Here is a 24,615-nt window from a genome sequence, read left to right as displayed (position 1 = left end):
AACTACTCCGCCATGAGGTTGGAATGGTCAAACGAGAGCAGCGCCTCGATGTTCTTTCGGCTGTTGCTCAAGCGCGGCACTTTGTGTTGTCCGCCCAATTTTCCGTTGGCTTTCATCCAGTCGTTAAACAGTCCTTTGCGCGCCACAATCACCTCTAACGGCTGCAAGGTGATGTCATGAAAGCGCTTAGCCTCGTAGTCGCTATTGAGGGTTTGCAGCTGCTGATCCAACAGTTCGGCAAAATGGGCGATGGAGTTGGGCGGCGTAGCAAACTCAATGAGCCACTGATGGCGGCATTTTGCCTGCTCATTCATAAACACGGGCGCGGCGGTATATTCGTGCACTTCGGCGCCTGTTTGCGCACAAGCATAGGCCAATCCCTGCTCGGCATTGTCCATAATGAGCTCTTCGCCAAAGGCATTGATGAAATATTTGGTGCGCCCGGTGATGATAAATTTATAGGGTTGGATGCTTGTGAAGCTCACGGTGTCGCCAATGACATAGCGCCACAGACCGCAACTCGTGGTGATGAGCATGGCATAGTTGACGCCTGTCTGCACACCTTCCAAGGGGATGATGGTGGGATGTTCGCTTCCAAACTCGCTCATGGGGATGAATTCGTAGAACACATCGTAGTCGACCATCAGCAAAAGGCTCTTGTCCGTGGGGTCGCTCTGTATGCCAAAGAAACCTTCACTGGCGTTGTAAGTCTCCATATAGTGCATGTTGGGGCTGGTGATGAGCTGCTCGTATTGCGAGCGATAGGGCGTGAAAGCGATGCCGCCGTGAAAAAACACTTCCAAATTGGGCCACACTTCTTCCAAATGTTGCTTGCCCGAAAATTCCATCACGCGCACCAAAACACTGAGCATCCAGCTCGGCACGCCCGAGATATTCGTGACATTTTTGTGCAGACATTCGTGGGCTATGCGGTCGCGTTTCAGTTCGAAATCGCTCAACAGTGCCGTTTGTTTCTTCGGCACCCGCACGAGATTGGCCAAAGGGTTGATATTCTCTATCAAGATAGCACTGAGGTCGCCCACCAAAGAACCTACCCGATTGTAGTTGGAAGCGTGGCTGCCACCGAGGATAAGGCCGCGCCCATCGAAGAGTTTGCTTGTGGGATGGTTGCGCAGATAGAGGGCCACGGTGTCGAAACCGCCGGCATAATGAATATGATGTAAACCCATGTGCGACACGGGAATGAACTTGCTTTTGTCGTTGGTGGTGCCCGACGATTTGGCAAAGAAACGCACCCGACCCGGCCAAAGCACATTGCTTTCGCCATGACGCATGCGGTCGATGTTGGCTTTCAATTCTTCATAGCTGTTCACAGGCACCAACTTGGCAAAGTCATCATACGTTGCCACGCGGTTCATTTGCACCTTTCGGCCATATTCAGTGTTGGCACCTTGCGCCACCAAACGCATTAAAACATCGTGCTGCAAGGCGATTGCGGCATCATCATAGCGTTCTAATTGCTTTTGGCGCGGCACGAAAACATTGCGCACAATATGGGTTAAATTCATCTTTTTCCCGTCTCAAATGAATTGCAAATTTAGCGCAATCTTTTGGAAAAAGGCCATGATTTACCAATTTTAAGAAACCTATGCATCTCCCTTTCCACCCTTTTGGCCAAAGGAAGACTGTGCTTTCATTTACACCTTATTATATATAAGCGCCTTCATGTGGCCCGTTTTACGTGGCCACTCCGCAGCAATCTTACACAATTACGACAAAAAAATTTGGATATTCCATGAATAAAACTTATCTTTGCACCACTGTTTGCGGAAATAGCTCAGTTGGTAGAGCACGACCTTGCCAAGGTCGGGGTCGCGGGTTCGAGTCCCGTTTTCCGCTCGATTTGTTAATATCTAAGGAGTAATCCGATGCCGCAATGGTGGAATTGGTAGACACGAGGGACTTAAAATCCCTTGGCCAGAAATGGCTGTGCGGGTTCGAGTCCCGCTCGCGGCACATCACTTTAAAGATGTATACATTATGAACAGAAACCTTATTCTTACGCTATCTGCATGCGCTTTTCTCTCACTAACTTCGTGTTCGAAATTAGGTAAGTTGACGGCTGATAATTTTTCAGTCAGTCCACAGCCGTTAGAAGTGGTTGGAGGAAAGGTTCCTGCGACGATAGAAGGGCAGTTTCCTGAGAAGTTTATGAACAAAAAAGCCACGGTAACCGTTATTCCCGAGCTACATTATGGCAACGGACAAGTGGCAAGAGGCGAAGGTACAACCTTCCAAGGCGAGAAGGTGATGGGCAACGATCGCACGATTTCTTATCGCTTAGGCGGTCGCTACACGATGAAAGCCAACTTCAACTATGTGCCCGAGATGCAGAAAAGCGACATGTATTTGGCGTTCAATGCAACCATTGGCAACAAGAAAGTGGAAGTGCCTGCATTGAAAGTGGGCTATGGTGTGATTGCCACCGCCGAGCTTTATCGCCGCACCATTCGTCAAGGTGGGGCCTGTTTGGCGCTCGACTCGTTCCAACGTGTGCTCAACAAGCAGCAGGAAGCCAACGTGAAGTTTCTCATTAACCAGGCCAACTTGCGTAGCAACGAGTTGAAAAACAACAGCGTGAAAGAGTTTGTTGCAATGCTGAAACGCATCAATGCCGACCGTGAAGGCTTGGCTATCAAGAATGTTGAGGTGAAAGCCTATGCTTCTCCTGATGGCGGTTACGCCTTCAACGACAAGTTAGCCAACAAGCGTCAGAACGTAAGTGAGGGCTATGTGAAGCAGCAACTCAAAGGCAACAAGATGCAAGCTGACATCGATGCGCACTACACCGCGCAAGACTGGGAAGGCTTTATGAAGCTCGTTCAGGCCAGCAACATCCAGGATAAGGACGTGATTTTGCGTGTGTTGTCGATGTATAAAGACCCACAAGAGCGCGAACAGCAAATTAGAAACATGAGCGAAGGGTTCAGAGAGTTGGCCGATGGCATTCTCCCTGAGTTGCGTCGCAGCCGTTTGATCATCAATTATCAGGTGATTGGGCGCAGCGATGAGCAGATTAAGCAGCAATATGCAGCCGACCCCACAAAGCTAAGTTTGGAAGAATTGCTCTACTTGGCAGCGTTAGAGGATCATGTTTCGACCAAAGAAGCGATTTATAAGAAGACCATTCAGTTGCATAAGAACGACTTCCGTGCCTATAACAACTTGGCTGCTTTGGCTTTAAACAAAGGCGATGAAGCCACAGCCGAGCGCTATCTGGACCAGGCTTTGCGCTGCAACAGCAAAGCACCCGAAGCCTTTGCCAACAAAGCTTATATTGACTTGACGCACGGACGCGTGGCACAAGCAGAGCAAAATCTTGCCAATGCCACCGAAGCGAATGGCTTTAACGAGATTTTAGGTGCATTGAACATCGCACGAGGCAATTATGCTAACGCCACCGAAGAGCTGTTCAACAACAACAACAGCGCGGCTTTGGCACAGTTGCTCAACAAGAACTACATGGCAGCCGAGCAGACTTTGAACGCCATTCAGCAGGGCGATGCCATGACAAGCTATCTGAAAGCCATCCTCTATGCACGTCAAGGGAAGCGCGATGCTGCTCAACAAGCGCTGCAAAAGGCATTGCAACAAGATGCCACCTTGCGCACCTATGCCGAAAACGACTTAGAATTGGCGAACATTCGTTAATGAAACAAGTTTACATCCTGATACTGCTCATCTTGGGTTTTGTATCGTGTAGCACCGACAAGAAGCATTTTTCCTTCGACGGTCGCTTAACGAACATCAACCAAGGTGAGTTTTATGTGTATGCCTTAGACGATGCTTCGGCGGGCTTAGACACCGTGAAAGTAGAGGCAGGGCGCTTCTCTTATGAGATGCCTTGCACCAAACCCAGTATCTTGATGTTGGTGTTTCCCAACTTTTCCGAGCAGCCTATCTTCGCCGAACCCGGCAAATCGGTTGATGTGAAGGGCGACGCTTCGCACTTAAAAGAGTTGGAAGTGACGGGAAGCAAGACCAATGAGCTGATGAATAAGTTCCGCCAGCAGATTGCAAATGCGTCACCTCCCGAGATGGAACGCTATGCCGCGCAGTTCATTGCCGACCATCCCGAGTCGCCTGTCGGGGCTTATTTAGTGACGAAATATTTCATTAAGACGCCTCGTGCCAACTACAACAAGGCGCTTTCGCTCATCAACATGCTGCTCAAGGCACAACCCGAATATGGTTATCTGCGCCTATTGCAGGGCCAGCTCAAATCGCTTGCTGCCTTAGAGAAGGGCACCTTGCCCAACTTCTCGGCACGCGACATCAACGGAAAAGCCATCGATGTGAAGGCATTGCGCACGGCTCCGGTGGCCGTTCTCTACACATGGGCCACGTGGAATTACGATTACAACATGCTGAACAGCCGCCTCAACGACAGCTATCAGCGTGCCAATGGCCAACTGAAAGTCGTTGGATTTAACCTCGATGCAAGCCGAAGTGACTGCCGACGGAGCCTTGAAAGTCAGTCGATTGCTTGGCCCACGGTGAACGATCAGCAACTGTTCAACAGTCCAACGCTGCAACTGCTCGGCCTAAACACCGTGCCCGACAACCTTGTTTTGCAACGGGGGCACATCGTAGCGCATGGCCTTCCCGTCGAACAGCTGATGAAAAAGGTGGACGAACTGCTGCCCAAGACGGCACCTTAAACGGCAAAAGCAGTCAGCAGATGTGGCACGTCATCGCTCATTTGCTACGCCCCACGCCCCTCATCCCCTACACCTAACCATTCATTCCCCCTCCCAACTCTCCCCTATTCCCCACCACTCCATGTTAGTAAAAACCTATAGTGCTGCCGTTAATGGGCTCGAAGTGACCACCGTCACGGTGGAAGTGAGCCTCCATCCCGGCGTGATGTACCACCTGACCGGCTTGGGTGACAAGGCTGTTCAGGAGGGACGCGACCGCATTGCCGCAGCAATGTTGTTCTGTGGCTATAAGTTTCCACGCGCCGACATCACCATAAATCTTGCGCCTGCCGACCTAAAAAAGGAAGGTAGTGGCTTCGATTTGCCTTTAGCCATCGCTCTTTTGGCGGCCAACGGCAACCTCCATTCCGACGTGTTAGACCACTATATGCTCGTGGGTGAGCTGAGTTTAGACGGCCATCTGCAACCCATCAAAGGCGCATTGCCCATCGCTATCCGGGCGAGAGCCGAGAAATTTAAAGGCCTCATCGTGCCCAAAGCCAACGTAAGAGAGGCCGCTGTGGTGAACAACCTCGACGTTTATGGCATGGAAACGATGGCCGACGTGCTGCAATTCCTCACCCAACCCGACGCTTTCCGGCCCACCGTCATCGACACCCGCAAGGAGTTTTATGAGCAACAAAGCCACTTCGACTTCGATTTCAGCGATGTGAAAGGGCAAGAAAGCGTGAAACGTGCACTCGAAGTGGCGGCGGCTGGCGGACACAACCTCATCATGTTGGGGCCTCCGGGCAGCGGAAAATCAATGATGGCCAAGCGACTTCCGTCCATTCTTCCGCCGCTAACCTTGGCTGAAAGCCTCGAGACGACGCAAATACACAGCATCGCCGGGCGCTTAGGTTCGGGCACATCGCTCATCAGTCAGCGCCCCTTCCGCGCACCCCATCATACCATTTCCGAGGTAGCTTTGGTAGGCGGTGGCGCCAATCCCATGCCGGGTGAAATCTCATTAGCCCATCATGGCGTGCTCTTTTGCGACGAGTTGCCCGAGTTTAATAAACACACTTTAGAGGTGTTGCGGCAGCCATTGGAGGACAGAATGATAACCATCAGCCGCGCAAAATACAACATCACGTTCCCTTGTTCGTTCATGTTTGTGGCCAGTATGAACCCCTGTCCGTGCGGCTATTACGGCGATCCGACCCATCATTGCGTGTGTTCGCCGGGGCAAATTCAGCACTACATGAACAAAATCTCGGGGCCATTGCTCGACCGCATCGACATCCAATGCGAGATAACGCCCGTGCCTTTTGCCGACATCAGTCGCGCAACGCCCGGCGAACCCAGCGCCACCATCCGCGAACGGGTGATGAAGGCACGCGAAATTCAGACCCAACGCTTCAGCGCCCACAAAGCCATTCACTGCAATGCACAAATGACCGAGCGCATGATTCATCAGTATGCCGAGCCCGATGCCGCGGGAATCGAACTGCTTAAGACAGCCATGCAGCGCCTCAGTTTGAGTGCTCGTGCCTACAGTCGCATCCTCAAAGTGGCGCGCACCATCGCCGATCTCGACGCCAGCGCGCAGGTGTTGCCCCACCATCTCTCCGAAGCCATCAGCTATCGCCAGCTCGATCGGGGCGATTGGGGCGAGCGATAGTCAGACAGGCATGCCCAAAGCCAGCAACAATATCGCCCATTTTACTCCGTAATTACAACGTAAATGCGGCATAAAGTGAATGGAAAAAGTGCACTATTCATGCTATATTTGTCAGCTCTATCTCCTCAAACGAGCAATCATTCCAATCCATCGCACGGTCACGGCCGAAGCATTCATTTACCATTTTGAAACAATTCTGCCGCGACGGAACGATTGCTTTAATGAGAAGATGGTGTGTAGCCACGGCTGACCAATGAGAAAAAAGAAAACGAAGTGTTCTGCCGTGGCTGAACACTTCGTTTATTTTGTGACACTCTTTCCACCAAGGCGGAAAGCCAATTTTAAGCTATAACATGCTATTTTGAAGAGAATGCCCAACCTCAACGTCATGCACGATGCTGAAAAGTTTTTGGAAATAGGCACCACTTCGCGAAGCCCTCCCCCAGATATCGCACCAAGAAGGCAACCCATCACCCCACAATCAGCGTGGTGTTGAGCCGCACATAGGCCTCGCTGAGGTAGACAAAACCATGGAAACGGTTGTGGGCGCCCCACGAATTTTTAGCAATGAAATAGCGGTTGCCGCGGTGGTCGTGGGCCAATCCCACGAGTGCCATGGCATGATCGTCGGTGGTTTGAAGGCGCTCGAAAGCCTGTTGGCGCTGTTGTTGCGTGACGTGTTGCGTGGTGAGGACGGCCACTCCGCCGGCGAAATCGAAACCTTCTGACGACACATCGCCTTCCCAAAACACCGCTCTTCCGCCTTGCAAACGCTGCACGATGAACGCCATCAGCTTGTCGAGAGGTACATTGAGCGCACTGTCGCCCGCCACATTGTCGGGCACTTCGAGGGCAAAACGTTGGCCAAAGGGATGATGGGTGAAGCTCGTTAGCGCCTGGTATTCATCGTCGCGACACACACTTCGGGCGAACTCCTGCGGCGTATAGTCGGCGCCGAGCATATGAACCGTGGCACCAGGCAGATAGCCCAAGGCCTCATCGAGCAACCGATTGCCCTGCGCATCGAGCGAAGCAAAGTCGTGAACGGCCTGCGTGGCGCGCTGCAAACGATGGGCAAGCACGTTGAGATTGACGGGCTTGAGGGTGGAATAGCTATCATAGGGCACCACCCCATAGGCCGAAAGGAGAGCTAACAAGCGCGGTCCCATGCCCCGAAGGCGCAACGGTGCGGTGCCATGAGCAAGATAACAGCGGCGCATCTCGTCCATCATCAGACTGCGTGCAATGTAATTTGGACTGAGATTCACCGAGTCGCCCTGCATCAGGTGGTTGGTTTCGATGGTGGCCAGCATGGCATAAACCCAGCAAAGCGTGCTACGCCCCTGGTCTTTCACCGGCGTTGTTTTGAGTAACACATCAATGATGAAAGGTGATTTTTCGGCCTTTCGCTGCACCGGTCGTGTGCAAGAACTGAGCCACAGAAGCCCCATTGTGAGGCAAAAAAGAATTTTCTTCATGCCCAACAAAGTTACAAAGAAAATCAGTAATTTTGCAGCCATGAAAGGAAAAATCACGGATTACGAAGTGATGGCACCCGTGGGCTCGCGCGAAAGTCTCGCAGCTGCCATCCAAGCGGGCGCCGACTCGGTTTACTTTGGCATTGGAAAGCTCAACATGCGGTCGCATTCGGCCAACCATTTTGACATCGATGACCTGCACGAAATCGCAGCTACGTGTGCCCAACACGGCATGAAGAGCTACCTGACGGTGAACACCATCATCTATGATAACGACCTGACGACGATGAAAACCATTGTCGATGCCGCCAAGGCAGCAGGCATCTCGGCCGTCATTGCCAGCGATGTGGCTGTGATGAGCTATTGCAACGAAGTGGGACAAGAGGTGCATCTGTCGACCCAACTCAATATCTCGAACATCGAATCGCTGAAGTTCTACAGCCGTTTTGCCGACGTTGTGGTGCTGGCGCGCGAACTCAATATGGAGCAGGTGAAAGCCATTCACGAGGACATTGAGCAGCAACACATCTGCGGTCCCATGGGAAATCCCATCCGCATCGAAATGTTTTGCCACGGCGCTTTGTGCATGGCGGTGAGCGGAAAATGCTACCTTAGCCTCGCCAACAGCAACCGTTCGGCCAACAGAGGCGAGTGTATTCAGATTTGTCGACGCTCGTATGAGGTGCGAGATAAGGAGACCGGCAACGAATTAGAGGTGGACAACCAATATATTATGAGTCCGAAAGACCTGAAAACCGTGCGTTTCATCGACAAAATGATGGATGCCGGCGTGCGCGTTTTCAAAATAGAAGGTCGTGCACGTGGCCCCGAATATGTCTACACGGTGGTGAAAAGCTACAAGGAAGCCATCCGGAGTGTGCTCGAAGGCACGTTCACCGAGGCCAAGAAAGATGCGTGGGACGAGCGACTCGCCACCGTCTTTAACCGCGGTTTTTGGGATGGTTACTACCAAGGACAGACGCTCGGCGAGTGGAATAAGCACTATGGCAGTGTGGCAACCGAGAAGAAAGTGCTCATCGGTAAGGTCATCAAATACTTCTCTAAATTAGGCGTTGCCGAAATTTCCGTAGAGGCTTCCACCTTCAATCAGGGCGAAAAGCTGCTCATTACAGGGCCCACCACCGGCGTGATGTACCTGCATGCCGACGAAATTCGCTACGACCTGCAACCCGTTCCCACAGCCGAACAGGGCACACGCGTGTCGATTCCTGTGCCCGACAAGGTGCGACCGAGCGACAAACTCTATAAGCTGGTGCCCAATCCCCAAACGCTTTCAGAAAAGGAAGGGGCGTAAAAAGCTAAAATGGTTTGAGAGAGTCAGATGGCCTTGAGCAACAATACAAAGCAAGAATAATAAATCACAATCAACAAAACATAGAAACTTCATCTCCACAGCACACCACTCCCCTCCCTCTTTAGAGAGGTCTTGGGAGCAAGGCTTTTGGAGATATGACTTTCATTTATGAGGACAATCAACGAAATACAAGACGAAGTGATTGATGAGTTCGAGGGCTTTTCAGACTGGATGGATCGCTATCAGCTGCTCATCGATTTGGGTAATGAGCTCGAAGCGCTGCCCGAACAGTATAAAACAGAAGAGAATCTCATCGACGGCTGTCAGAGTCGCGTGTGGATTCAATGCGACAACAAGGACGGAGAATTAGTGTTCCGCGCCGACAGCGATGCGCTGATTGTGAAAGGAATCATCGCCTTGCTCATTCAGGTGCTGAGCCATCACACGGCAAAAGAAATTCTTGAGGCCGACCTTTACTTCATCGATCGCATCGGATTGCGCGAACATCTCAGTCCAACGCGCAGCAATGGGCTCCTGGCTATGGTGAAAAGAATCAAGGCCTACGCGCTGGTCTATGCGCAAGAAGCATGAGAAAGCTCAAAACCATTGAGATGACACGCCTCTCGATTGAGGCGTTTAAGGCGGCGCAAAAGCTGCCCCTCGTGGTGGTGTTAGACAATGTTCGCAGCCTGTACAACGTGGGAAGCGTGTTCCGTTCGGGCGATGCTTTCCGCATTGAGGCACTCTATCTCTGCGGCATCACGGCCACTCCGCCTCACGCTGAAATCCATAAAACGGCTTTAGGTGGCGAGGATAGTGTGGCATGGCAATATTTTTCGTCGGCCGAAACAGCGGTAGAAACGCTGCAACGCAACGGCTATTTCGTCTACGCGGTGGAGCAAGTGGAAGGCAGTTGCAAGCTGCAAAAGTTGAATTTACACACCGAAACACCGGCCAAAGGCTATGCCGTGGTGTTGGGAAACGAGGTGAAAGGCGTGCAACAAAGTGTGGTCGACCTATGCGATGGCTGCTTGGAAATCCCGCAGTTGGGCACCAAACACAGCCTCAACGTGAGCACTACGGCTGGCATTGTGATGTGGGAATTTGCCCGCCAGCTGCTGCTTTGAGCATAAAAAGATAAGATTATATTTGGAACTTATTGCTTCATTCGTTATCTTCGCAGCACAATTCGTTCTCATTTGCCAGAAAGGTCATTATGGATAAAGAAAAGAAAAAACGCATCATGCAGTGAACTTCTTTTGATGAACTGCTGAATGTTGAATAGGAATATAGAGTAACAAAAACAAGAAAAGCATTTGAATATGAGGCAAAACGCTTTTATCTCTCTGCAAAAAGGGAAGAAGAACAAGTGTCATCACGCTAACTTTTGTGCGGCGAGGGCGACATTTCACCTCCTCCTATGGGGCATCCTGCTCCTTTCTGCCTGCAACAGCAACGGGCAAAACAACGTAGTAAACAATATCAAAAGTATGGAAATCAACGATACCAACCAATACATCAAGCGCGACGATGCCACGTTGCGCAAGATGCTCACCGCCGAACAATATGCCATTACGCAACAGGCGGCCACCGAACATCCCTTTACCAATGCCTACGACCACGAGTTTCGGCCGGGCATCTATGTCGACATCACCACCGGACAGCCGCTGTTTCTCTCGTCCGACAAATATGATTCGGGCTGCGGTTGGCCTGCCTTTTCGCGCCCCATCAGCAAAGATCTGATTGCCGAGCACACCGATTTGTCGCATGGCATGACGCGCACCGAGGTGAGAAGCAAATTGGGTGATGCCCATTTGGGACATGTTTTCAACGATGGCCCACGCGAAAAAGGCGGACAACGTTATTGCATCAACAGCGGCGCTTTGCGCTTCATCCCCGAGCAAGAGATGGCAAAAGCGGGCTATGGTGCCTATCTCAAGCTGCTCCATCCCTTGCGAACCATCTATCTTGCAGGCGGATGTTTCTGGGGGACAGAGCATTTCTTCAAACAGATTCAAGGCGTAAAAGCCACGCAAGTGGGCTATGCCAACGGACACAAAGCGCATCCTAACTACGAAGAAGTGTGCACCGACAAAACCGGATTTGCCGAGACCGTTGAGGTGGAATACGACCCCTCGGTGGTCAGTCTGCCCTTCCTGCTCAACCTTTATTTCAAGGCCATCGACCCCACCTCGCTCAATCAACAAGGCAATGACCGCGGCACACAATACCGCACAGGCATTTATTACACCGACAAAACCGATTTACCCCTCATCGAAGCGGTGATGCACGAACAGCAAAAACACTTCAACAAGCCCTTGGAAGTGGAGGTTTCACCCCTGAAAAACTTCTATCCCGCCGAAGACTACCATCAAGATTATCTCGACAAAAACCCCACCAGCTACTGCCATCTACCCCAAAGTTTATTTGAAATGGCGCGAAAAGCCAAAATGAAATAAACGGAACAAATGCTTTAACTGTAAGAAAATATCATCAAACGACATATTTTCTTATTAACACCAGCAGTTCGATGCCTGCAGGCAAATGTGGCTTGTTGATAAGAAGTCTTCTAATTATCTGTAACAGGTGGAATTGAAACATTTGCACAGAACAGGAAGTTACAGCTTGCAAAAGCCCGACATGCCCATCACACACCACTGCTTTATGCAAGTGTACTACCGAAATGCCTTGCGCTTTCTTTACTAATTCACGATGGCTATCCCCATAAGTGAGTTCTAACGTAAGGAACGCTTTTTAAAGGCACTAACCTGTTTATGTCGAAAAATCAAAGCCGTTAGAACTAAGTGTTGTATACGAATCTTATCCCGAACTCGCGTATATAAAGGCGATTCCGCAAGGATTTATGTGTGGTTTAAGTTTTACCGGACAGCAAAAAATTTAAATCTTCAGTTAAAAAGAGGGTCATTCCACCACTTTCAGCGGTGCTTCCCAGCCCATGATGTGGGCTATTTGGGGAATGAGCGACATGGCTACCTTGCGTTGTCCTCGGTAGTTGGGATGCCAAGAGGCACCATAATCGGTGGCATCGTCGATGATGTTGTTCATCGAATGGCTCACAAACACGTGGCCATCTGCGGCTGTTTCGCGCTCCAAGAGGTCTAAAGCCAACTGCAAATAGCGCGAAGCCGACTGCGGACGAATGCAGAAAACGGGCACGTTGCCATAATGAGTGCGCAGGCTTTGGAGCAGCCTTTTATACTGAGAGACATAGGCTTCGGGCGACGGAATGGCCAAGGGCGAGAAGTCGTTGGTGCCCAAATTGACCACCACTAATTGCGGTTTGTAGGCCGAAAAGTCGTAGCGTGGTGCCTCATCGGCATCGAAAAGGCGATCGTGTTTGTCGAACATGTTGCCCTCGGATTGCGTTTTCGGCGCGCCATAGTTGCGCAGAATGCCACGCCCACTGTGGGCAACAAGGGCATAATCGGCATCGAAATAGCGTGCGATGATGCAGGCGTAAGCTTGGTTACAATTCTCGGTTTCCAACGTAAACGGCTCGTCATGGCTTGTGCCTTCGGTGCCATAACCGCAGGTATAGGAGTCACCATAGAACTCGATGAAACGCTGTTTGCGTGGCGATTTGCGCAACTGTTCGCCATTGTTGAGCAAGAAACCGTGGATGGTTGTGCGCCCATGTTCGCCCTCAGTGCATTGCTGCAGGCGCAGGGTGTGCCAGCCTTTGCCGAGCCCTTCGGCCAAAACAATGCGGTGGGGCTGCGTGCCTTGCAGCAAAATCTTGCGCACCAACCGGCCGTCAATCATCACATTATGATAGGTTTTGCCTTGTGCCGAGGCCTGCATAGCGATGCTATTGCCCGAGAATTGCGTTTCTAAATAGGTGCCTACCCAATTATAACTGACGCTGCCATCGGCCAAAGTTTGGGTGCGTCCGACATAAATCACGTTGGATTGCCACAGCCGTTGCTTGCTAAATGATGTGGCAAAGGCACTGAAAACAGACAGCAAGAGTGCCAAAAGTAGTCCATATTTCTGTTTCATGTTGTTGGATATAGCGCGGGATGCATGTGCCTTTGGGGGCCTCACCGGCGGCTATGTTTCGTTTTAAACGTTAGGAATTTAAGTAATGCACGGCAAAATTAAGCAATTATTTATGATTTCGTGCGCCTTCGTTCCATTATTTTTTAACGCCAACGCATTTTACTTTCTTTCTCGATGTCAAACGCATGTCCACGGGCCTCATCGTTCCTTCGTGGACAAAAACAGTCGAAACGCCCCCGGAGTCTCGGCTATTTTTCTCAAAAATGAGTGAAACTCCCCTGGGGTTTCGACTGTTTTTCTCAAAAATGAGCGAAACACCCCCGGTTCTCAGCTATTTTTTTCAAAAACAAACGAGACGCCCCCGGTTCTCAATCGTTTTTCATAAAAACGAGTGAAAACACCCTGTGGTTTCGCATATTTTTATCAAAAACAGGCGAGAACACCCTGTGGTTTCATCCATTTTCAGTAAAAACAGGTGAGCACCCCCTGTGGTTTCGGGTGTTTTCTGCCCACGGGCACGGGCTGCCTGCTGCGGTTTCGTGACCGAAAAGAAGTGCCGTCACGCGCTGCCTCACGCCCCATCGGCACGAAAAAAGGTCTATCCACCTTGCCGATGGATAGACCTTTTGAAGTTTTATTGCTTGAAGTTTAGAGCTGTGGGCCGGCAGCAACGAGTGCTTTACCAGCTTCATTGGTCTCGTACTTCTTGAAGTTCTTGATGAAACGAGCAGCCAAGTCCTTTGCTTTCTCTTCCCATTGTGCTGCGTTAGCATAGGTGTCGCGAGGATCAAGGATATCGGTTGCAACACCTTCTAACTTCGTAGGAACAGTGAAATTGAAGTAAGGAATCTGCTTGGTTGGTGCATTATCGATAGAATGATTGAGGATAGCATCGATAATTCCACGTGTATCGCGGATAGAGATGCGCTTGCCAGTACCATTCCAACCGGTGTTCACTAAGTAGGCTTTTGCACCGCTCTTCTGCATCTTCTTCACCAATTCTTCAGCATATTTGGTTGGGTGAAGCTCCAAGAAAGCTTGACCGAAGCAAGCAGAGAAGGTTGGTGTAGGCTCGGTGATGCCACGCTCTGTGCCGGCTAATTTAGCGGTAAAGCCCGAGAGGAAGTAGTATTTTGTTTGCTCTGCATTCAAAATAGATACCGGAGGCAATACACCAAATGCGTCAGCCGACAAGAAGATGACTTGCTTTGCAGCCGGACCTTGTGACAAGGGGCGCTGGATGTTCTTGATGTGATAGATAGGATAAGAAACGCGGGTGTTCTCGGTTACGCTCTTATCTGCGAAATCAATCTTGCCATTTGCGTCAACAGTGACGTTCTCGAGCAATGCATCGCGGGTGATAGCACCATAGATATCGGGCTCAGACTCCTTGTCAAGGTTGATTACTTTCGCATAGCAACCGCCCTCATAGTTAAATACTCCCTTGTCATCCCAGCCGTGTTCGTCGTCGCCAATGAGCTTACGTTTCGGATCGGTTGACAGCGTTGTCTTACCAGTTCCAGAGAGACCGAAGAAGATAGCGGTGTTTTCGCCATTCATATCGGTGTTGGCCGAGCAGTGCATCGAAGCCATACCCTTCAATGGCAAGAAGTAGTTCATCATCGAGAACATGCCCTTCTTCATCTCACCACCGTACCAAGTGTTGATGATTACCTGCTCTTTTGAGGTTACGTTGAACATCACACAGGTCTCAGAGTGCAAGCCAAGCTCTTTCCAATTCTCAACCTTTGCCTTCGAAGCATTGTAAACAATGAAGTCGGGTTCTTGGTCAAAGTCAGCTTCATCCTTTGGACGAATGAACATGTTTGTAACGAAATGTGCCTGCCAAGCCACCTCAACGATGAAGCGAATCTTCATACGTGTGTCCTTGTGTGTGCCGCAGAAGCCATCAACAACAAACAAACGCTTGTTTGAAAGCTCTTTCTTGGCAATCTCTTTCACTGCTGCCCAAGCCTCTTTTGTGGCGCGATGGTTGTCGTTATGATATTCTTCTGAGTCCCACCAAATGGTGTTATGAGAGGTCTCATCATCTACAATAAACTTGTCTTTAGGCGAACGTCCGGTGTAAATACCCGTCTTCACGTTGATTGCACCAAGCTCGGTTTCTTGGCCTACTTCATAACCTTGGAGACCTTCTTTGGTCTCTTCGTTGAACAATACTTCATAAGAAGGATTGTAAAGCACTTCAGTTGTTCCGGTAATACCGTACTTTTCGAGTACTGATTTGTCAAACTTTGCCATTTTGTAATAATGTATTTAAGTTGTGAAAATAATTTTGTTATCGCAATGTTTTGTTATTCTGACCGCAAAGTTAGAAAAAAAATATATAATCATAAAGCACAAAGGCATGAAAAATGGGGGTAGCTTTTTCCTTTTAGGTTAAAGATTTTAAAAAACAAGAGGGGCTCAAGACATTTGCAAAACAGACTTTGCAAAAGCATAGAGAAATAGCTAACTTTGCAAAAATTATTATCAAGCACCGATGAAAATAATCAATTTCTCCGAGCAAAACAGCATCATCAACCAGTATATGGCTGAGATTCGCGATGCAGAATATCAGAAAAATCGGCTCCTTTTTCGCAATAACATCATGCGCATTGGCGAGTTTGAGGCGTTCGAACTCTCCAAAACGCTGGCCTATGCGCCCAAGGAAGTGACCACACCCTTAGGTGTTTCCACCGTGAATGTGCCCACCGACAAGATTGTTTTGGCCACCATTTTCCGCGCCGGGCTCCCCTTTCACAACGGGTTTCTCAACGTTTTCGACCACGCTGGCAATGCTTTCGTCAGCGCTTATCGTGAATATAAGGATGCCGCACATCACGAAGTGGGCATCCATATCGAATATTTAGCCACGCCCAGCATCGACGAAAAAAATCTCATTATTGCCGACCCTATGCTGGCTACAGGCGGCAGCATGGAATTGGGCTACAAGGCTTTTCTCACGAAAGGCACGCCGAAACAAATCCATGTGTGCTGCGTTATTGCCTCACCCGAAGGCATTGAACACATCAAAAAGACATTTCCCAACGAGAAAACCACCATCTGGTGTGCGGCCATCGACCCCGGCATGAACGAGCATAAATACATCGTTCCGGGCTTTGGTGACGCAGGTGATTTGTGCTATGGCGGCAAACTGTGACGCAATCGCTACTAAATTATCCAGTAATTGCAACTGAATTGCACGGTAATTGCATGCAAATTGCCAAGCAAAAGCATGCAGATTGTCGGGCCATTTATAGGATAGGGTGTGGCAACCTCCACCCCATGCCTTTATCATCTTGACCGGGCGGCAAGATGACAGGAGCCGCAAGGGGTGACGGTTTCTACCCCTTTCAACCGCGATAGAGCCTGCCTTGCAACGGTTTGTGGCGCATAGGGCCGATGAAGTTGCACCACCATGGCCCCATGATGGCGTAGCCTTTGCCGTCGGTGCATGACACAGGCGTGGCGCATCGGTTCTTGATGGGCATCGCAATCGTTGGGACAGCTTGTTTTTCGATGCGGCGTTTCATTTCCGTAGCGTTTTATTTTGAAAGTCTTTCCTTTTTCAGTACCTTTGCAACAGCAAATGTTTCCGCAGGGCAGAGGACTTGAATTGGTGCAGGCCGGCGCCCCATCAGGACGCGGAAACGTTGGTTTTGAGGAACGAAAAAGAATATAGAGACAAGAGAAAAGGCATGGAACAGAACTTTTTAATTTACAATACACTCACCCGTCGCAAAGAGTTGTTTAAGCCCTTGCATGCTCCCCACGTGGGGATGTATGTGTGTGGGCCAACGGTTTATGGCGACCCCCACTTGGGACATGCACGCCCTGCCATCACCTTTGATGTGCTTTTCCGCTATCTTAAGCACCAAGGTTATCAGGTACGTTATGTGCGTAACATCACCGATGTGGGGCATTTGGAACACGATGCCGACGAGGGTGACGACAAGATTGAAAAGAAAGCTCGTTTAGAGCAATTGGAACCGATGGAGATTGCGCAGTTCTATACCAACCGTTATCACGATGCGATGGACGCTTTGAATGTGCTTCGCCCCTCAATCGAGCCGCATGCCACAGGGCATGTCATCGAACAAGAGGAGTTGGTGCAGCAGATTTTAGACAATGGCTACGCCTATGAAAGCCATGGGAGCGTTTACTTTGATGTTGTGAAATATGATAAAGATCATCGCTATGGCGTGCTTTCGGGGCGCAATCTTCACGATATTATCAACCATTCGCGCGAACTTCAGGGCGTGGGTGAGAAGCGCAACCAGGCCGATTTCGCTTTATGGAAGCGCGCTTCGGCCGAACATATCATGCGATGGCCCAGCCCTTGGAGCATGGGGTTCCCTGGATGGCACTGCGAATGCACGGCCATGGGGCGCAAATATTTAGGCGACCATTTCGACATTCATGGCGGAGGCATGGACCTTATCTTCCCCCATCATGAGTGCGAGATAGCACAAGCCGTGGCGAGTCAAGGCGAACCGATGGTGAAATATTGGATGCACAACAACATGATTACCATCAATGGGCAGAAAATGGGTAAGAGTTTGGGCAATTTCATCACGCTCGAACAGTTCTTTACCGGAGCACATGAGAGCCTTTCGCAGGCCTATTCGCCCATGACCATCCGCTTCTTTATCCTCTCAGCCCACTATCGTGGGACAGTGGATTTCAGCAATGATGCCCTGCAAGCCGCGCAAAAGGGTTATGAAAAGTTGATGAATGCCTATGACGATTTGGCGCGTGTGCCGGTGGCTTCGGCCTGCGATGAGGCGACGAAGACCTTTGTTTCGGCGTTGAAACAGCGTTGCTATGACGCAATGAACGACGACCTTCAGACGCCGTTGGTCATCAGTTATCTTTTCGAAGCGGCCCACCTTGTGAACAATCTCTTGGCCCATCAGGCCACCATCTGTGCCGATTGCTTGGCCGAACTCAAAGCCACTTTCGAGCTGTTTGCATTTGACTTGTTGGGCTTGAAGGCAGAAAAGGGCAACAACAACGATGCACGCGAGCAGGCTTTTGGTGAGGTTGTCGACATGGTTCTTGATCTTCGTGCCAAGGCTAAGGCCGATAAAGACTGGGCAACGAGCGACAAAATCCGCGATGCTTTAGCCAATGCGGGCTTCGAAGTGAAAGATACGAAGGACGGGGTGACGTGGAAATTGAATCGATAACCCACACGATAAATGGAGCAACTCAGCCGAGCTGCTCCATTTTTTTAGGCACGTGCGTTGAGGTCTTGCTTGTTTTTCTGTGACGAGCGAGCGTTATGTTGGCGCTATCCGTTGGTTGATGCTTGGCGACAGGCGCCCGATTTGTAAACATACCATCCCCTTTTGGGCTTGCATCCCCTGCATATCCTCCCCTCTTGTGATCTTCTTTCGTCGGCAATCCCAGGGGTTTGAAAGTGCAACCGCGGCGGAAGTGAGCACGCTATTGCGTTCATGGTAAATTGAAAATAGGGGAGATACACATTCATTTGCCATTTGTCACAAGTTAAGAATATCAAGAGGGATTACTTCTTGTCATCTATATAAAATACAAAAAGCGTGCTACATCATCTCCGTTGAAGACTTCGTAGCACGCTTCTCACTTTATTCTTAGATGTGGAATGTTATGTCAAAGATGGCTTTTTTATGGCCTTACTTCTCAAAACACTTTGTAAATCACCCACATTACTATTCTATTTTGCTGAGTTCAAACCCACCATTGCTCTTCTCTTGGAAGGTAATGGTAAGTTCTTCTGTAGAACTTTTTACAACTTTTTTAAGTTCGTTGCATTCAATATTCTCAATAAAGATAACCGTGCCTCCACAAAAAGTCTCTTTAGATTCCTTTGCCTTGTCAGAGATACCCAATCGCCAGTTGACTTTTACATCGAAATGTTGTTTCCCAACTCGCAAAAAAGCTGTAGAAGAACTCGTATATGAAATTACCTTTCCATTATCAATCATTGATGACCTTTGAGGAAGATTGGGGTACAATGTAAAAAAGGTGTTGCCCATACTATCGTGTCCTAAATCAATTGGGAGCGTACTTTTTGAAAGACTTCCAGTTGCAGAAATACCTTTATCTGCCAACAACTGACTATAATTGAAAACGCCACCCTCTTTACTATTAATCTTAATTTTAATAGTATTATTCACTGGTGTAACGACTATCGGCTGATAAATAGCATCTCCTTGATTGTTACACGAGGGTAAAACCATAGCGCCCAATAGGATAAGTAGCGCTGATAAAAATTTAGTAATCATTGTGGTAAATGTTTTAAAAATTGGATTTGTTATATTAATTGCAAACTTATAGAAAAGATAATAGATATGCAAATTTAGATTATTAAAAAGTTTATTGTTGTTTTTTTTAACAAAAGGTGTTTCAACTGCAAATGTCTTTTTAATTGTATTTGAGTCAAAAGGTGGATGATAGGTGAGGAACTTTCTCTAAAATGGTTAATATACACTTAATACAAAATGGGCTTTTGGAAAATAATTCTATGTTGGTTATCAAATAGTTATGACTTTTCGGCACTTTTTTTGCTTATACTTTTGTGATGAAAGATACAGCCCTTTGCGTTTTTTGCTAATTTTGTGGTTACCAAACTTAAATGTCTATTTTTGATGTTTTTAGCTATGTATACTAAGAAAGTAAAAGCAGGGTCACTGTTGTTGGGCTTCATTGCCTTGATAGGACTCGGTGGATGTAACACCGTTGAGGACGGAAGTTACACAGAACCTATTCGGCTCTATGAGAAGATAGGTGGAAAATGGGTGTTGAATTCGATGGTACAAACGGACGAAAGTAATGCGAAAACCATGACTTTGACCAATCTGTTGGATTTTGATACCTTTGTGATTCATTTCGATTGTGATGCCACTGGCGCCCCGTCGGCTTTCACTATTGACGGCGATGCCCCCGCGTTGCTGCCCGTGAAAGGCATATGGACGCTCGACAGTCCGTTCTATAAATCGGATGGTGAGGCGGTAAATCTCACGCTAAAGGGCGGTGATGCTTCGAAACAACTCACGATTTCGAGTGTGCCCGGTGCGACTAAAACGTTGGCTTTTAAGCTCATTCGTAAGGTGAACGATAAACCTTTTGTGTCGTATAGTTATCATTTAACGCAGGCCGAATAAGTAAAAAGCATGTGATTTCCACCTTATATATATAGGAGGAGATCGTCTAAACAACAATAAAACAACGCAACATGAAAAAATTAAACTATTATATCGTGACCTTGTTGGGGCTGCTATGTCCCCTCATGACGTGAGCAGAAGAAACCGATTTGGGCGTTCCTAAGGTGTGGACTGTGCCTGCTGTGTTTACTTGTGATGAGGAAGTGACGTTTTATTACGACATGACCGATGTGCAATTTCCCGAGGGAGTGGACCTTTATTTGTGGGCATGGACGCCCACAGAGCCTGATGCTGGCAACGGAGGAAACTCTTCTGCGTTTGCCAAACTAACCTATTTGGGCAACAACATCTATTGCAAAAAAATGATACCCACGCAGTATTTTCATACCAATAAAGCCGCCTTTGAGTCGGATGATTGGCCGGGTTTCTGGTCGAGGTTGAAGACAAAGGATGGCAGTAAGTGGAGTTCTGTGTTCCAAGCCCCTGATAGTCGTTCGGAATTTAAAGCGTTCAAAGAGAGCGGAAAGGGATTTATGTTCTACTCAGGTCGCAAATCTAAAGGCTTCACAGAGAAGTTTATGTTGGACGAACCATTGACCGTTCTCTTCAATCCCGACGTGTATAAGTTGGGCGGACGCACGCTAACCGAGTTGGCAACAGATGCCGATTTTGTGCAGTTTGGTGTGCATTCGGGTCTTAATAACTGGGCCATTATGCAGTCACTTGACGTGTGGCGGCCCGCTTGTTTGAAGAAAGTTGAAGTGAAAAAGCTGTCGAATGGGCTGTATGTTTGGCAGGTAGGCGTGCCCGTTGACTACTATTCTACCAATCCACAAGACGATGGTTCGCTCAAGAATACCGACTTGGCCGACCCCGATAAGCGTGCGGCTTTTGAGCTGGACAACATGACTTATTTGGTTGTAAAGGTGGTTAAAGATGGCGCAGGTGCCAATCAATGGGACGTGAACAGTGGCGATCAGCTGCAAAAAGCAGGTCAGGCTGTGCCCTATCCCGACCCCGTTTTCTCGCTCTTCCCCACGCGTATCTCGCAAGAAGACATCCTGACCATCACACGAGAATATAATGAACGCACGGCGGGTGACCTCACTTATACCCTCATTGCAGGCGGAAAAACCATCACAGGTGTGATGGAAGGTGTGCGCGATAAGCGGCAGGCTACGGTGAATTTGCAAAAGGAATTGAAGGGCATTAGCGCCACACAGTTGCAGCTTGTGGTGAAGAATGCGCATGGGGTGACCCTTGTTGACACAACCATTCCTTTGCTTACCCCCGACAAATAATTTATAAACAATGGGATTACCCCATGAAGTAACATCATACTGAAACCCTATGAAATATATTCAAACAATCAAAATACAGCACATGATGGTTGTCCTGATGCTGCTGTTCGTGAGCCAATGGGCGAAAGCACAGTCGTTTACAGCCACCGGAACCGTTTTAGACGCCCAGCAAGAGCCCTTGATTGGGGCCAATGTGAAAGTGGTTAATGGCGCCGGAGGCAGCGTAACTGATATGGATGGGCACTTTAAAGTGGAGTGTCCGGCAGGCACTTTGCTCGACATCTCCTACGTGGGCTATGTCACACAGCGTGTGAAAGCCGGAAAAGACATGCACATTACGTTGGTGGAAGACGCCAAGACCTTGGCCGAAACAACCGTCGTTGGCGTGGGATATGGCACGATGCGCAAGAGCGATCTCACAGGAGCTATTGCGTCGGTCAACGCAAAAGACATGCGAAAAGGTGTCATTACGAGCACCGAACAGCTGCTGCAAGGCAAGGTAGCTGGGCTTTCTGTTGTGCAGAGTAGCGGTGCTCCTGAGGCCGGATCGAGCCTGCGTTTGCGTGGCGGAACATCGCTTTCGGCCAGCAATGGCCCGTTGGTTGTGGTGAATGGCATCGCCGGAGTGGACTTCAACTCGGTGCAACCCTCTGAGATTGTCAGCATGGATATTCTCAAAGATGCTTCGGCTTCGGCCATTTATGGCAGCAGAGGAGCCAACGGAGTCATCATCATTACGACCAACCGGCAGAGCGATCGCGAGCAAACCAGCGTGCAATACAACGGCTATGTGGGCTTTGCTTCGGTGGCAAAACATTTAGATTTGCTCTCAGCCAATCAGTGGCGCGCCTACGTTAGAGAGCGAAATGTGGCCACAGCTCTTGATTATGGCGCCTCAACCGATTGGCAAAAGGAGTTGGAACGCGCGGCCATTTCACATGCACACAACATTCTTTTCTCGAGTAGCAAGCAGCATAGCGGCTATCGTGCGTCGGTGACTTATGCCAATAACCAGGGCGTTATTCAGCGCAATAACATGAATCGTTTGGCCGGATCTCTCACAGCTTATCAGACCGCTTGGCAGGGAAGGTTGCGCTTTGACGAAGGAATTAATGCGAACTTCGACCGTTGGCATCCTATAGACACGCGCATTTTTGAGCGCATGACCAACCTACAACCCACCTTTCCCGTGTTGAATCCCGACGGTTCTTATGCGCAATTAAACGGCACAAACACCGAAAATCCCGTGGAGTTGAATACCAATCGCACCAACGATAAGAAGCGTCATCGCTTCTTAGGCTACTTGAAAGCCGAACTAACCCTGCTCGAAGGCTTGAAAGCTACCACCAACATGTCTTACGAACAGAATGCCGTTTTGGGCGGATTGTATAAGCCTACGTATGCCAGAATGGAGGGACAAGGCGAGAAAGGATGGGGACAACGCACTTATGGTGACTACACTAACCGCCAAATAGAGGCCTATCTCACCTACGATCGCTTCTTTGGAAAAGACCATCATCTTAATCTTATGGGTGGCTATTCCTACCTGAATAATGTGAATGAAGGCTTTGGTTCCACGCGAAGTGGTTTCGATACGAATGCCTTTGGCTATAACAATTTGGCCTCGGGTACCGATTATCGGCAGACCGATGTCTATTCTTATAAGACCGAGGCCACGTTGGTTTCGTTCTTCGGTCGCGTCAATTATGGTTTTATGAACCGCTACATGCTCACGGCAACGCTGCGTCGTGACGGGTCAAGTCGGTTTGGAGACAACCACAAATGGGGCACGTTCCCCTCGGTTTCAGTGGCATGGCGTGTCAGCGATGAGCCGTTTATGCAAGCCACTTCGGGCTGGTTGGAGAACCTGAAGGTGCGCTTTGGCTTTGGCGTTACGGGCAATCAGAATGGCATTGGCGAATATAAGAGCCTGTCAATACTATCGGCTTCGGGTGCCGCTTATTACGATCCTACCAGCAAAACCTGGAAGAATGCCTACACACAAGCGCAGAATGCCAACCCCGATTTGAAGTGGGAGAGCACCAAACAATGGAACCTGGGCATCGATTTCGTGCTCTTTAGCCATCTGACGGGTACGTTAGAACTCTATCATAAGAAGACTTCTGACCTGCTTTGGACCTATCCTGTGCCGCAACCTCCCTATTTAGTGGGCATCATGTTGGCTAATGTTGGCGACTTGGTGAACAAGGGAGTGGAGCTCACTTTGGGTGCGAATATCCTCAAGAACAAAGACTTTTCGCTCGATGCCAATATGAGTTTGTCGTACAATCATCAAAAGATTACCAAACTATCCAACGACCAATATCAAGCCGTTGGGTTGCAAGCCGGCTCACTTCACAACCTAAGAGGCATGTCAAACCGCTATTCTCAGGTCATCAAAGAGGGCTATGCGGCCGGCACTTTCTGGGGACCTCACTGCGAAGGCATTGATGAAAACGGCAAATATATTCTCGAAAAGGATGCCGACGGCAACGTGGTAAATCGCTATTTAGGGTCGGCTCAACCCAAATGGAACATGGGTTTATCCGTCAATGCCACGTGGAAAGATTTCGATGCAACGCTCTCCGGCTACGGCATGTTTGGGCAAAAGGTGCTTAATTGCACACGCATGGCCATGTATGACCCCACGCGTTTCCCCTCACAAAATGTGTTAGACGACTTCATGACGAGCGGCATCACCGATAACCCCACCTTTAGTGACTACTTCATTGAGCAGGGATCGTTCTTCCGTTTGCAGGCTATCACCTTAGGTTATAGTCTGCCTCGCCCTGAAAAGTTGGGGCTTTCGCGCCTCCGTTTCTATGTAACCGGCGAAAATCTCTTCTGCATAACGGGCTACAAAGGCATCGACCCTGAGGTGTCAGTTCCCGACAATGTGCTCGACGCTCCGGGCATAGACTTCTTTAATTCTTATCCGCGTCCGCGCACTTTCTCGGTGGGTGTGAACATTGGTTTCTAAGCAAGTTGCATGTTAATAAGTAAAA

Annotated in this window: 18 protein-coding genes, 2 tRNA genes and 1 pseudogene; 14 read left to right on the top strand and 7 right to left on the bottom strand. The window is 49.2% G+C overall.

Going from position 1 to position 24,615, the window contains the following annotated elements; translation table 11 throughout:
* Positions 1-2: 2 nt before the first annotated feature.
* Positions 3-1,529, bottom strand: a complete 1,527-nt coding sequence (locus tag HMPREF9431_RS10400; RefSeq protein ID WP_004381246.1) for a GH3 auxin-responsive promoter family protein — start codon at positions 1,527-1,529, stop codon at positions 3-5.
* Positions 1,530-1,787: 258 nt separating this feature from the next.
* Here HMPREF9431_RS10400 and HMPREF9431_RS10395 point away from each other — a divergent pair.
* The 5 genes from HMPREF9431_RS10395 (at position 1,788) to HMPREF9431_RS10375 (ending at position 6,345) form a co-directional block, all read left to right on the top strand.
* Positions 1,788-1,860 (top strand) — tRNA-Gly (locus HMPREF9431_RS10395).
* 31 nt (positions 1,861-1,891) lie between these two features.
* Positions 1,892-1,977 (top strand) — tRNA-Leu (locus HMPREF9431_RS10390).
* A 24-nt stretch (positions 1,978-2,001) separates the two neighbouring features.
* Entirely contained in the window at positions 2,002-3,672 is a 1,671-nt protein-coding gene (locus HMPREF9431_RS10385; RefSeq protein ID WP_040561577.1) for a tetratricopeptide repeat protein, read from the top strand.
* Positions 3,672-4,682: a DUF4369 domain-containing protein gene (locus HMPREF9431_RS10380; RefSeq protein ID WP_004381244.1), complete on the top strand. Its 1,011-nt coding sequence runs from the start codon at positions 3,672-3,674 to the stop codon at positions 4,680-4,682. Before HMPREF9431_RS10385 ends, HMPREF9431_RS10380 begins: the two co-directional genes overlap by 1 nt.
* 121 nt (positions 4,683-4,803) lie before the next feature.
* Positions 4,804-6,345 (top strand): YifB family Mg chelatase-like AAA ATPase, encoded by a 1,542-nt coding sequence (locus tag HMPREF9431_RS10375; protein ID WP_004381243.1) that lies wholly within the window; start codon positions 4,804-4,806, stop codon positions 6,343-6,345.
* Between the two features lie 470 nt (positions 6,346-6,815).
* On the opposite strand, the gene HMPREF9431_RS10370 is transcribed toward HMPREF9431_RS10375, so the two are convergent.
* Positions 6,816-7,823: a C1 family peptidase gene (locus HMPREF9431_RS10370; RefSeq protein WP_004381241.1), complete on the bottom strand. Its 1,008-nt coding sequence runs from the start codon at positions 7,821-7,823 to the stop codon at positions 6,816-6,818.
* A gap of 40 nt (positions 7,824-7,863) precedes the next feature.
* Here HMPREF9431_RS10370 and HMPREF9431_RS10365 point away from each other — a divergent pair, with 40 nt between their 5' ends.
* From HMPREF9431_RS10365 to HMPREF9431_RS10350, 4 genes are all read left to right on the top strand, one after another.
* Positions 7,864-9,138 carry a peptidase U32 family protein gene (locus tag HMPREF9431_RS10365; protein WP_004381240.1) on the top strand — a complete coding sequence of 425 codons (1,275 nt, stop codon included), beginning with the start codon at positions 7,864-7,866 and terminating at the stop codon, positions 9,136-9,138.
* 168 nt (positions 9,139-9,306) lie between these two features.
* Complete coding sequence (locus tag HMPREF9431_RS10360) at positions 9,307-9,729, top strand: SufE family protein (RefSeq protein ID WP_004381239.1); 423 nt, start codon at positions 9,307-9,309, stop codon at positions 9,727-9,729.
* Positions 9,726-10,265, top strand: a complete 540-nt coding sequence (locus tag HMPREF9431_RS10355; protein WP_004381238.1) for an RNA methyltransferase — start codon at positions 9,726-9,728, stop codon at positions 10,263-10,265. The genes HMPREF9431_RS10360 and HMPREF9431_RS10355 overlap by 4 nt, the downstream gene beginning before the upstream one ends.
* A gap of 363 nt (positions 10,266-10,628) precedes the next feature.
* Positions 10,629-11,597, top strand: coding sequence for a bifunctional methionine sulfoxide reductase B/A protein (locus HMPREF9431_RS10350; RefSeq protein WP_155813019.1), 969 nt, complete (start codon positions 10,629-10,631; stop codon positions 11,595-11,597).
* A gap of 46 nt (positions 11,598-11,643) precedes the next feature.
* On the opposite strand, the pseudogene HMPREF9431_RS13565 reads toward HMPREF9431_RS10350, so the two are convergent.
* The 3 genes and pseudogenes from HMPREF9431_RS13565 to pckA all read right to left on the bottom strand — a co-directional run.
* Positions 11,644-11,802 (bottom strand): annotated as a pseudogene (locus HMPREF9431_RS13565) (IS256 family transposase, variant Zn-binding type); the annotation flags it as partial.
* A 258-nt stretch (positions 11,803-12,060) separates the two neighbouring features.
* A complete protein-coding gene (locus tag HMPREF9431_RS10345) occupies positions 12,061-13,158 on the bottom strand; it encodes an SGNH/GDSL hydrolase family protein (protein WP_004381236.1) in 1,098 nt (365 codons plus the stop codon).
* A 648-nt stretch (positions 13,159-13,806) separates the two neighbouring features.
* Entirely contained in the window at positions 13,807-15,420 is a 1,614-nt protein-coding gene (gene pckA / locus HMPREF9431_RS10340) for a phosphoenolpyruvate carboxykinase (ATP) (protein ID WP_004381235.1), read from the bottom strand.
* A gap of 241 nt (positions 15,421-15,661) precedes the next feature.
* Between pckA and upp the strand changes: the two genes are divergently transcribed.
* Positions 15,662-16,321 carry a uracil phosphoribosyltransferase gene (upp, locus tag HMPREF9431_RS10335; RefSeq protein WP_004381234.1) on the top strand — a complete coding sequence of 220 codons (660 nt, stop codon included), beginning with the start codon at positions 15,662-15,664 and terminating at the stop codon, positions 16,319-16,321.
* Between the two features lie 193 nt (positions 16,322-16,514).
* Here the strand turns inward: upp and HMPREF9431_RS10330 are convergent, their stop codons facing one another.
* Complete coding sequence (locus tag HMPREF9431_RS10330) at positions 16,515-16,694, bottom strand: hypothetical protein (RefSeq protein WP_004381233.1); 180 nt, start codon at positions 16,692-16,694, stop codon at positions 16,515-16,517.
* Between the two features lie 165 nt (positions 16,695-16,859).
* On the opposite strand from HMPREF9431_RS10330, the gene cysS reads away from it, so the two are divergent.
* Positions 16,860-18,350, top strand: coding sequence for a cysteine--tRNA ligase (cysS, locus tag HMPREF9431_RS10325; RefSeq protein WP_004381232.1), 1,491 nt, complete (start codon positions 16,860-16,862; stop codon positions 18,348-18,350).
* Between the two features lie 504 nt (positions 18,351-18,854).
* On the opposite strand, the gene HMPREF9431_RS10315 is transcribed toward cysS, so the two are convergent.
* Positions 18,855-19,430: a hypothetical protein gene (locus HMPREF9431_RS10315; protein WP_004381231.1), complete on the bottom strand. Its 576-nt coding sequence runs from the start codon at positions 19,428-19,430 to the stop codon at positions 18,855-18,857.
* Positions 19,431-19,805: 375 nt separating this feature from the next.
* Here HMPREF9431_RS10315 and HMPREF9431_RS10310 point away from each other — a divergent pair, with 375 nt between their 5' ends.
* The 3 genes from HMPREF9431_RS10310 (at position 19,806) to HMPREF9431_RS10300 (ending at position 24,590) form a co-directional block, all read left to right on the top strand.
* The gene (locus tag HMPREF9431_RS10310; RefSeq protein WP_040561574.1) at positions 19,806-20,309 is read left to right on the top strand and encodes a DUF5004 domain-containing protein; all 504 of its coding nucleotides are present in this window, start codon (positions 19,806-19,808) and stop codon (positions 20,307-20,309) included.
* A 149-nt stretch (positions 20,310-20,458) separates the two neighbouring features.
* On the top strand, positions 20,459-21,610 hold the full coding sequence (locus tag HMPREF9431_RS10305) for a hypothetical protein (RefSeq protein ID WP_004381229.1): 1,152 nt from the start codon (positions 20,459-20,461) through the stop codon (positions 21,608-21,610).
* 85 nt (positions 21,611-21,695) lie between these two features.
* Positions 21,696-24,590, top strand: coding sequence for a SusC/RagA family TonB-linked outer membrane protein (locus HMPREF9431_RS10300; RefSeq protein WP_004381228.1), 2,895 nt, complete (start codon positions 21,696-21,698; stop codon positions 24,588-24,590).
* Positions 24,591-24,615 lie beyond the last annotated feature (25 nt).

Source organism: Segatella oulorum F0390 (assembly GCF_000224615.1).
In the GTDB taxonomy this organism is placed as follows: domain Bacteria; phylum Bacteroidota; class Bacteroidia; order Bacteroidales; family Bacteroidaceae; genus Prevotella; species Prevotella oulorum.
Note: the sequence above shows the minus strand (reverse complement) of the source record. Positions and strands in the feature narration are given on the sequence as shown.

What these genes read in the sequence shown, in the direction of transcription:
- HMPREF9431_RS10400 (WP_004381246.1), bottom strand. Translation starts at nt 1,529, where the DNA reads ATGAATTTAACCCATATTGTGCGCAATGTTTTCGTGCCGCGCCAAAAG.
- HMPREF9431_RS10385 (WP_040561577.1), top strand. Translation starts at nt 2,002, where the DNA reads ATGAACAGAAACCTTATTCTTACGCTATCTGCATGCGCTTTTCTCTCA.
- HMPREF9431_RS10380 (WP_004381244.1), top strand. Translation starts at nt 3,672, where the DNA reads ATGAAACAAGTTTACATCCTGATACTGCTCATCTTGGGTTTTGTATCG.
- HMPREF9431_RS10375 (WP_004381243.1), top strand. Translation starts at nt 4,804, where the DNA reads ATGTTAGTAAAAACCTATAGTGCTGCCGTTAATGGGCTCGAAGTGACC.
- HMPREF9431_RS10370 (WP_004381241.1), bottom strand. Translation starts at nt 7,823, where the DNA reads ATGAAGAAAATTCTTTTTTGCCTCACAATGGGGCTTCTGTGGCTCAGT.
- HMPREF9431_RS10365 (WP_004381240.1), top strand. Translation starts at nt 7,864, where the DNA reads ATGAAAGGAAAAATCACGGATTACGAAGTGATGGCACCCGTGGGCTCG.
- HMPREF9431_RS10360 (WP_004381239.1), top strand. Translation starts at nt 9,307, where the DNA reads ATGAGGACAATCAACGAAATACAAGACGAAGTGATTGATGAGTTCGAG.
- HMPREF9431_RS10355 (WP_004381238.1), top strand. Translation starts at nt 9,726, where the DNA reads ATGAGAAAGCTCAAAACCATTGAGATGACACGCCTCTCGATTGAGGCG.
- HMPREF9431_RS10350 (WP_155813019.1), top strand. Translation starts at nt 10,629, where the DNA reads ATGGAAATCAACGATACCAACCAATACATCAAGCGCGACGATGCCACG.
- HMPREF9431_RS10345 (WP_004381236.1), bottom strand. Translation starts at nt 13,158, where the DNA reads ATGAAACAGAAATATGGACTACTTTTGGCACTCTTGCTGTCTGTTTTC.
- pckA (WP_004381235.1), bottom strand. Translation starts at nt 15,420, where the DNA reads ATGGCAAAGTTTGACAAATCAGTACTCGAAAAGTACGGTATTACCGGA.
- upp (WP_004381234.1), top strand. Translation starts at nt 15,662, where the DNA reads ATGAAAATAATCAATTTCTCCGAGCAAAACAGCATCATCAACCAGTAT.
- HMPREF9431_RS10330 (WP_004381233.1), bottom strand. Translation starts at nt 16,694, where the DNA reads ATGAAACGCCGCATCGAAAAACAAGCTGTCCCAACGATTGCGATGCCC.
- cysS (WP_004381232.1), top strand. Translation starts at nt 16,860, where the DNA reads ATGGAACAGAACTTTTTAATTTACAATACACTCACCCGTCGCAAAGAG.
- HMPREF9431_RS10315 (WP_004381231.1), bottom strand. Translation starts at nt 19,430, where the DNA reads ATGATTACTAAATTTTTATCAGCGCTACTTATCCTATTGGGCGCTATG.
- HMPREF9431_RS10310 (WP_040561574.1), top strand. Translation starts at nt 19,806, where the DNA reads ATGTATACTAAGAAAGTAAAAGCAGGGTCACTGTTGTTGGGCTTCATT.
- HMPREF9431_RS10300 (WP_004381228.1), top strand. Translation starts at nt 21,696, where the DNA reads ATGGTTGTCCTGATGCTGCTGTTCGTGAGCCAATGGGCGAAAGCACAG.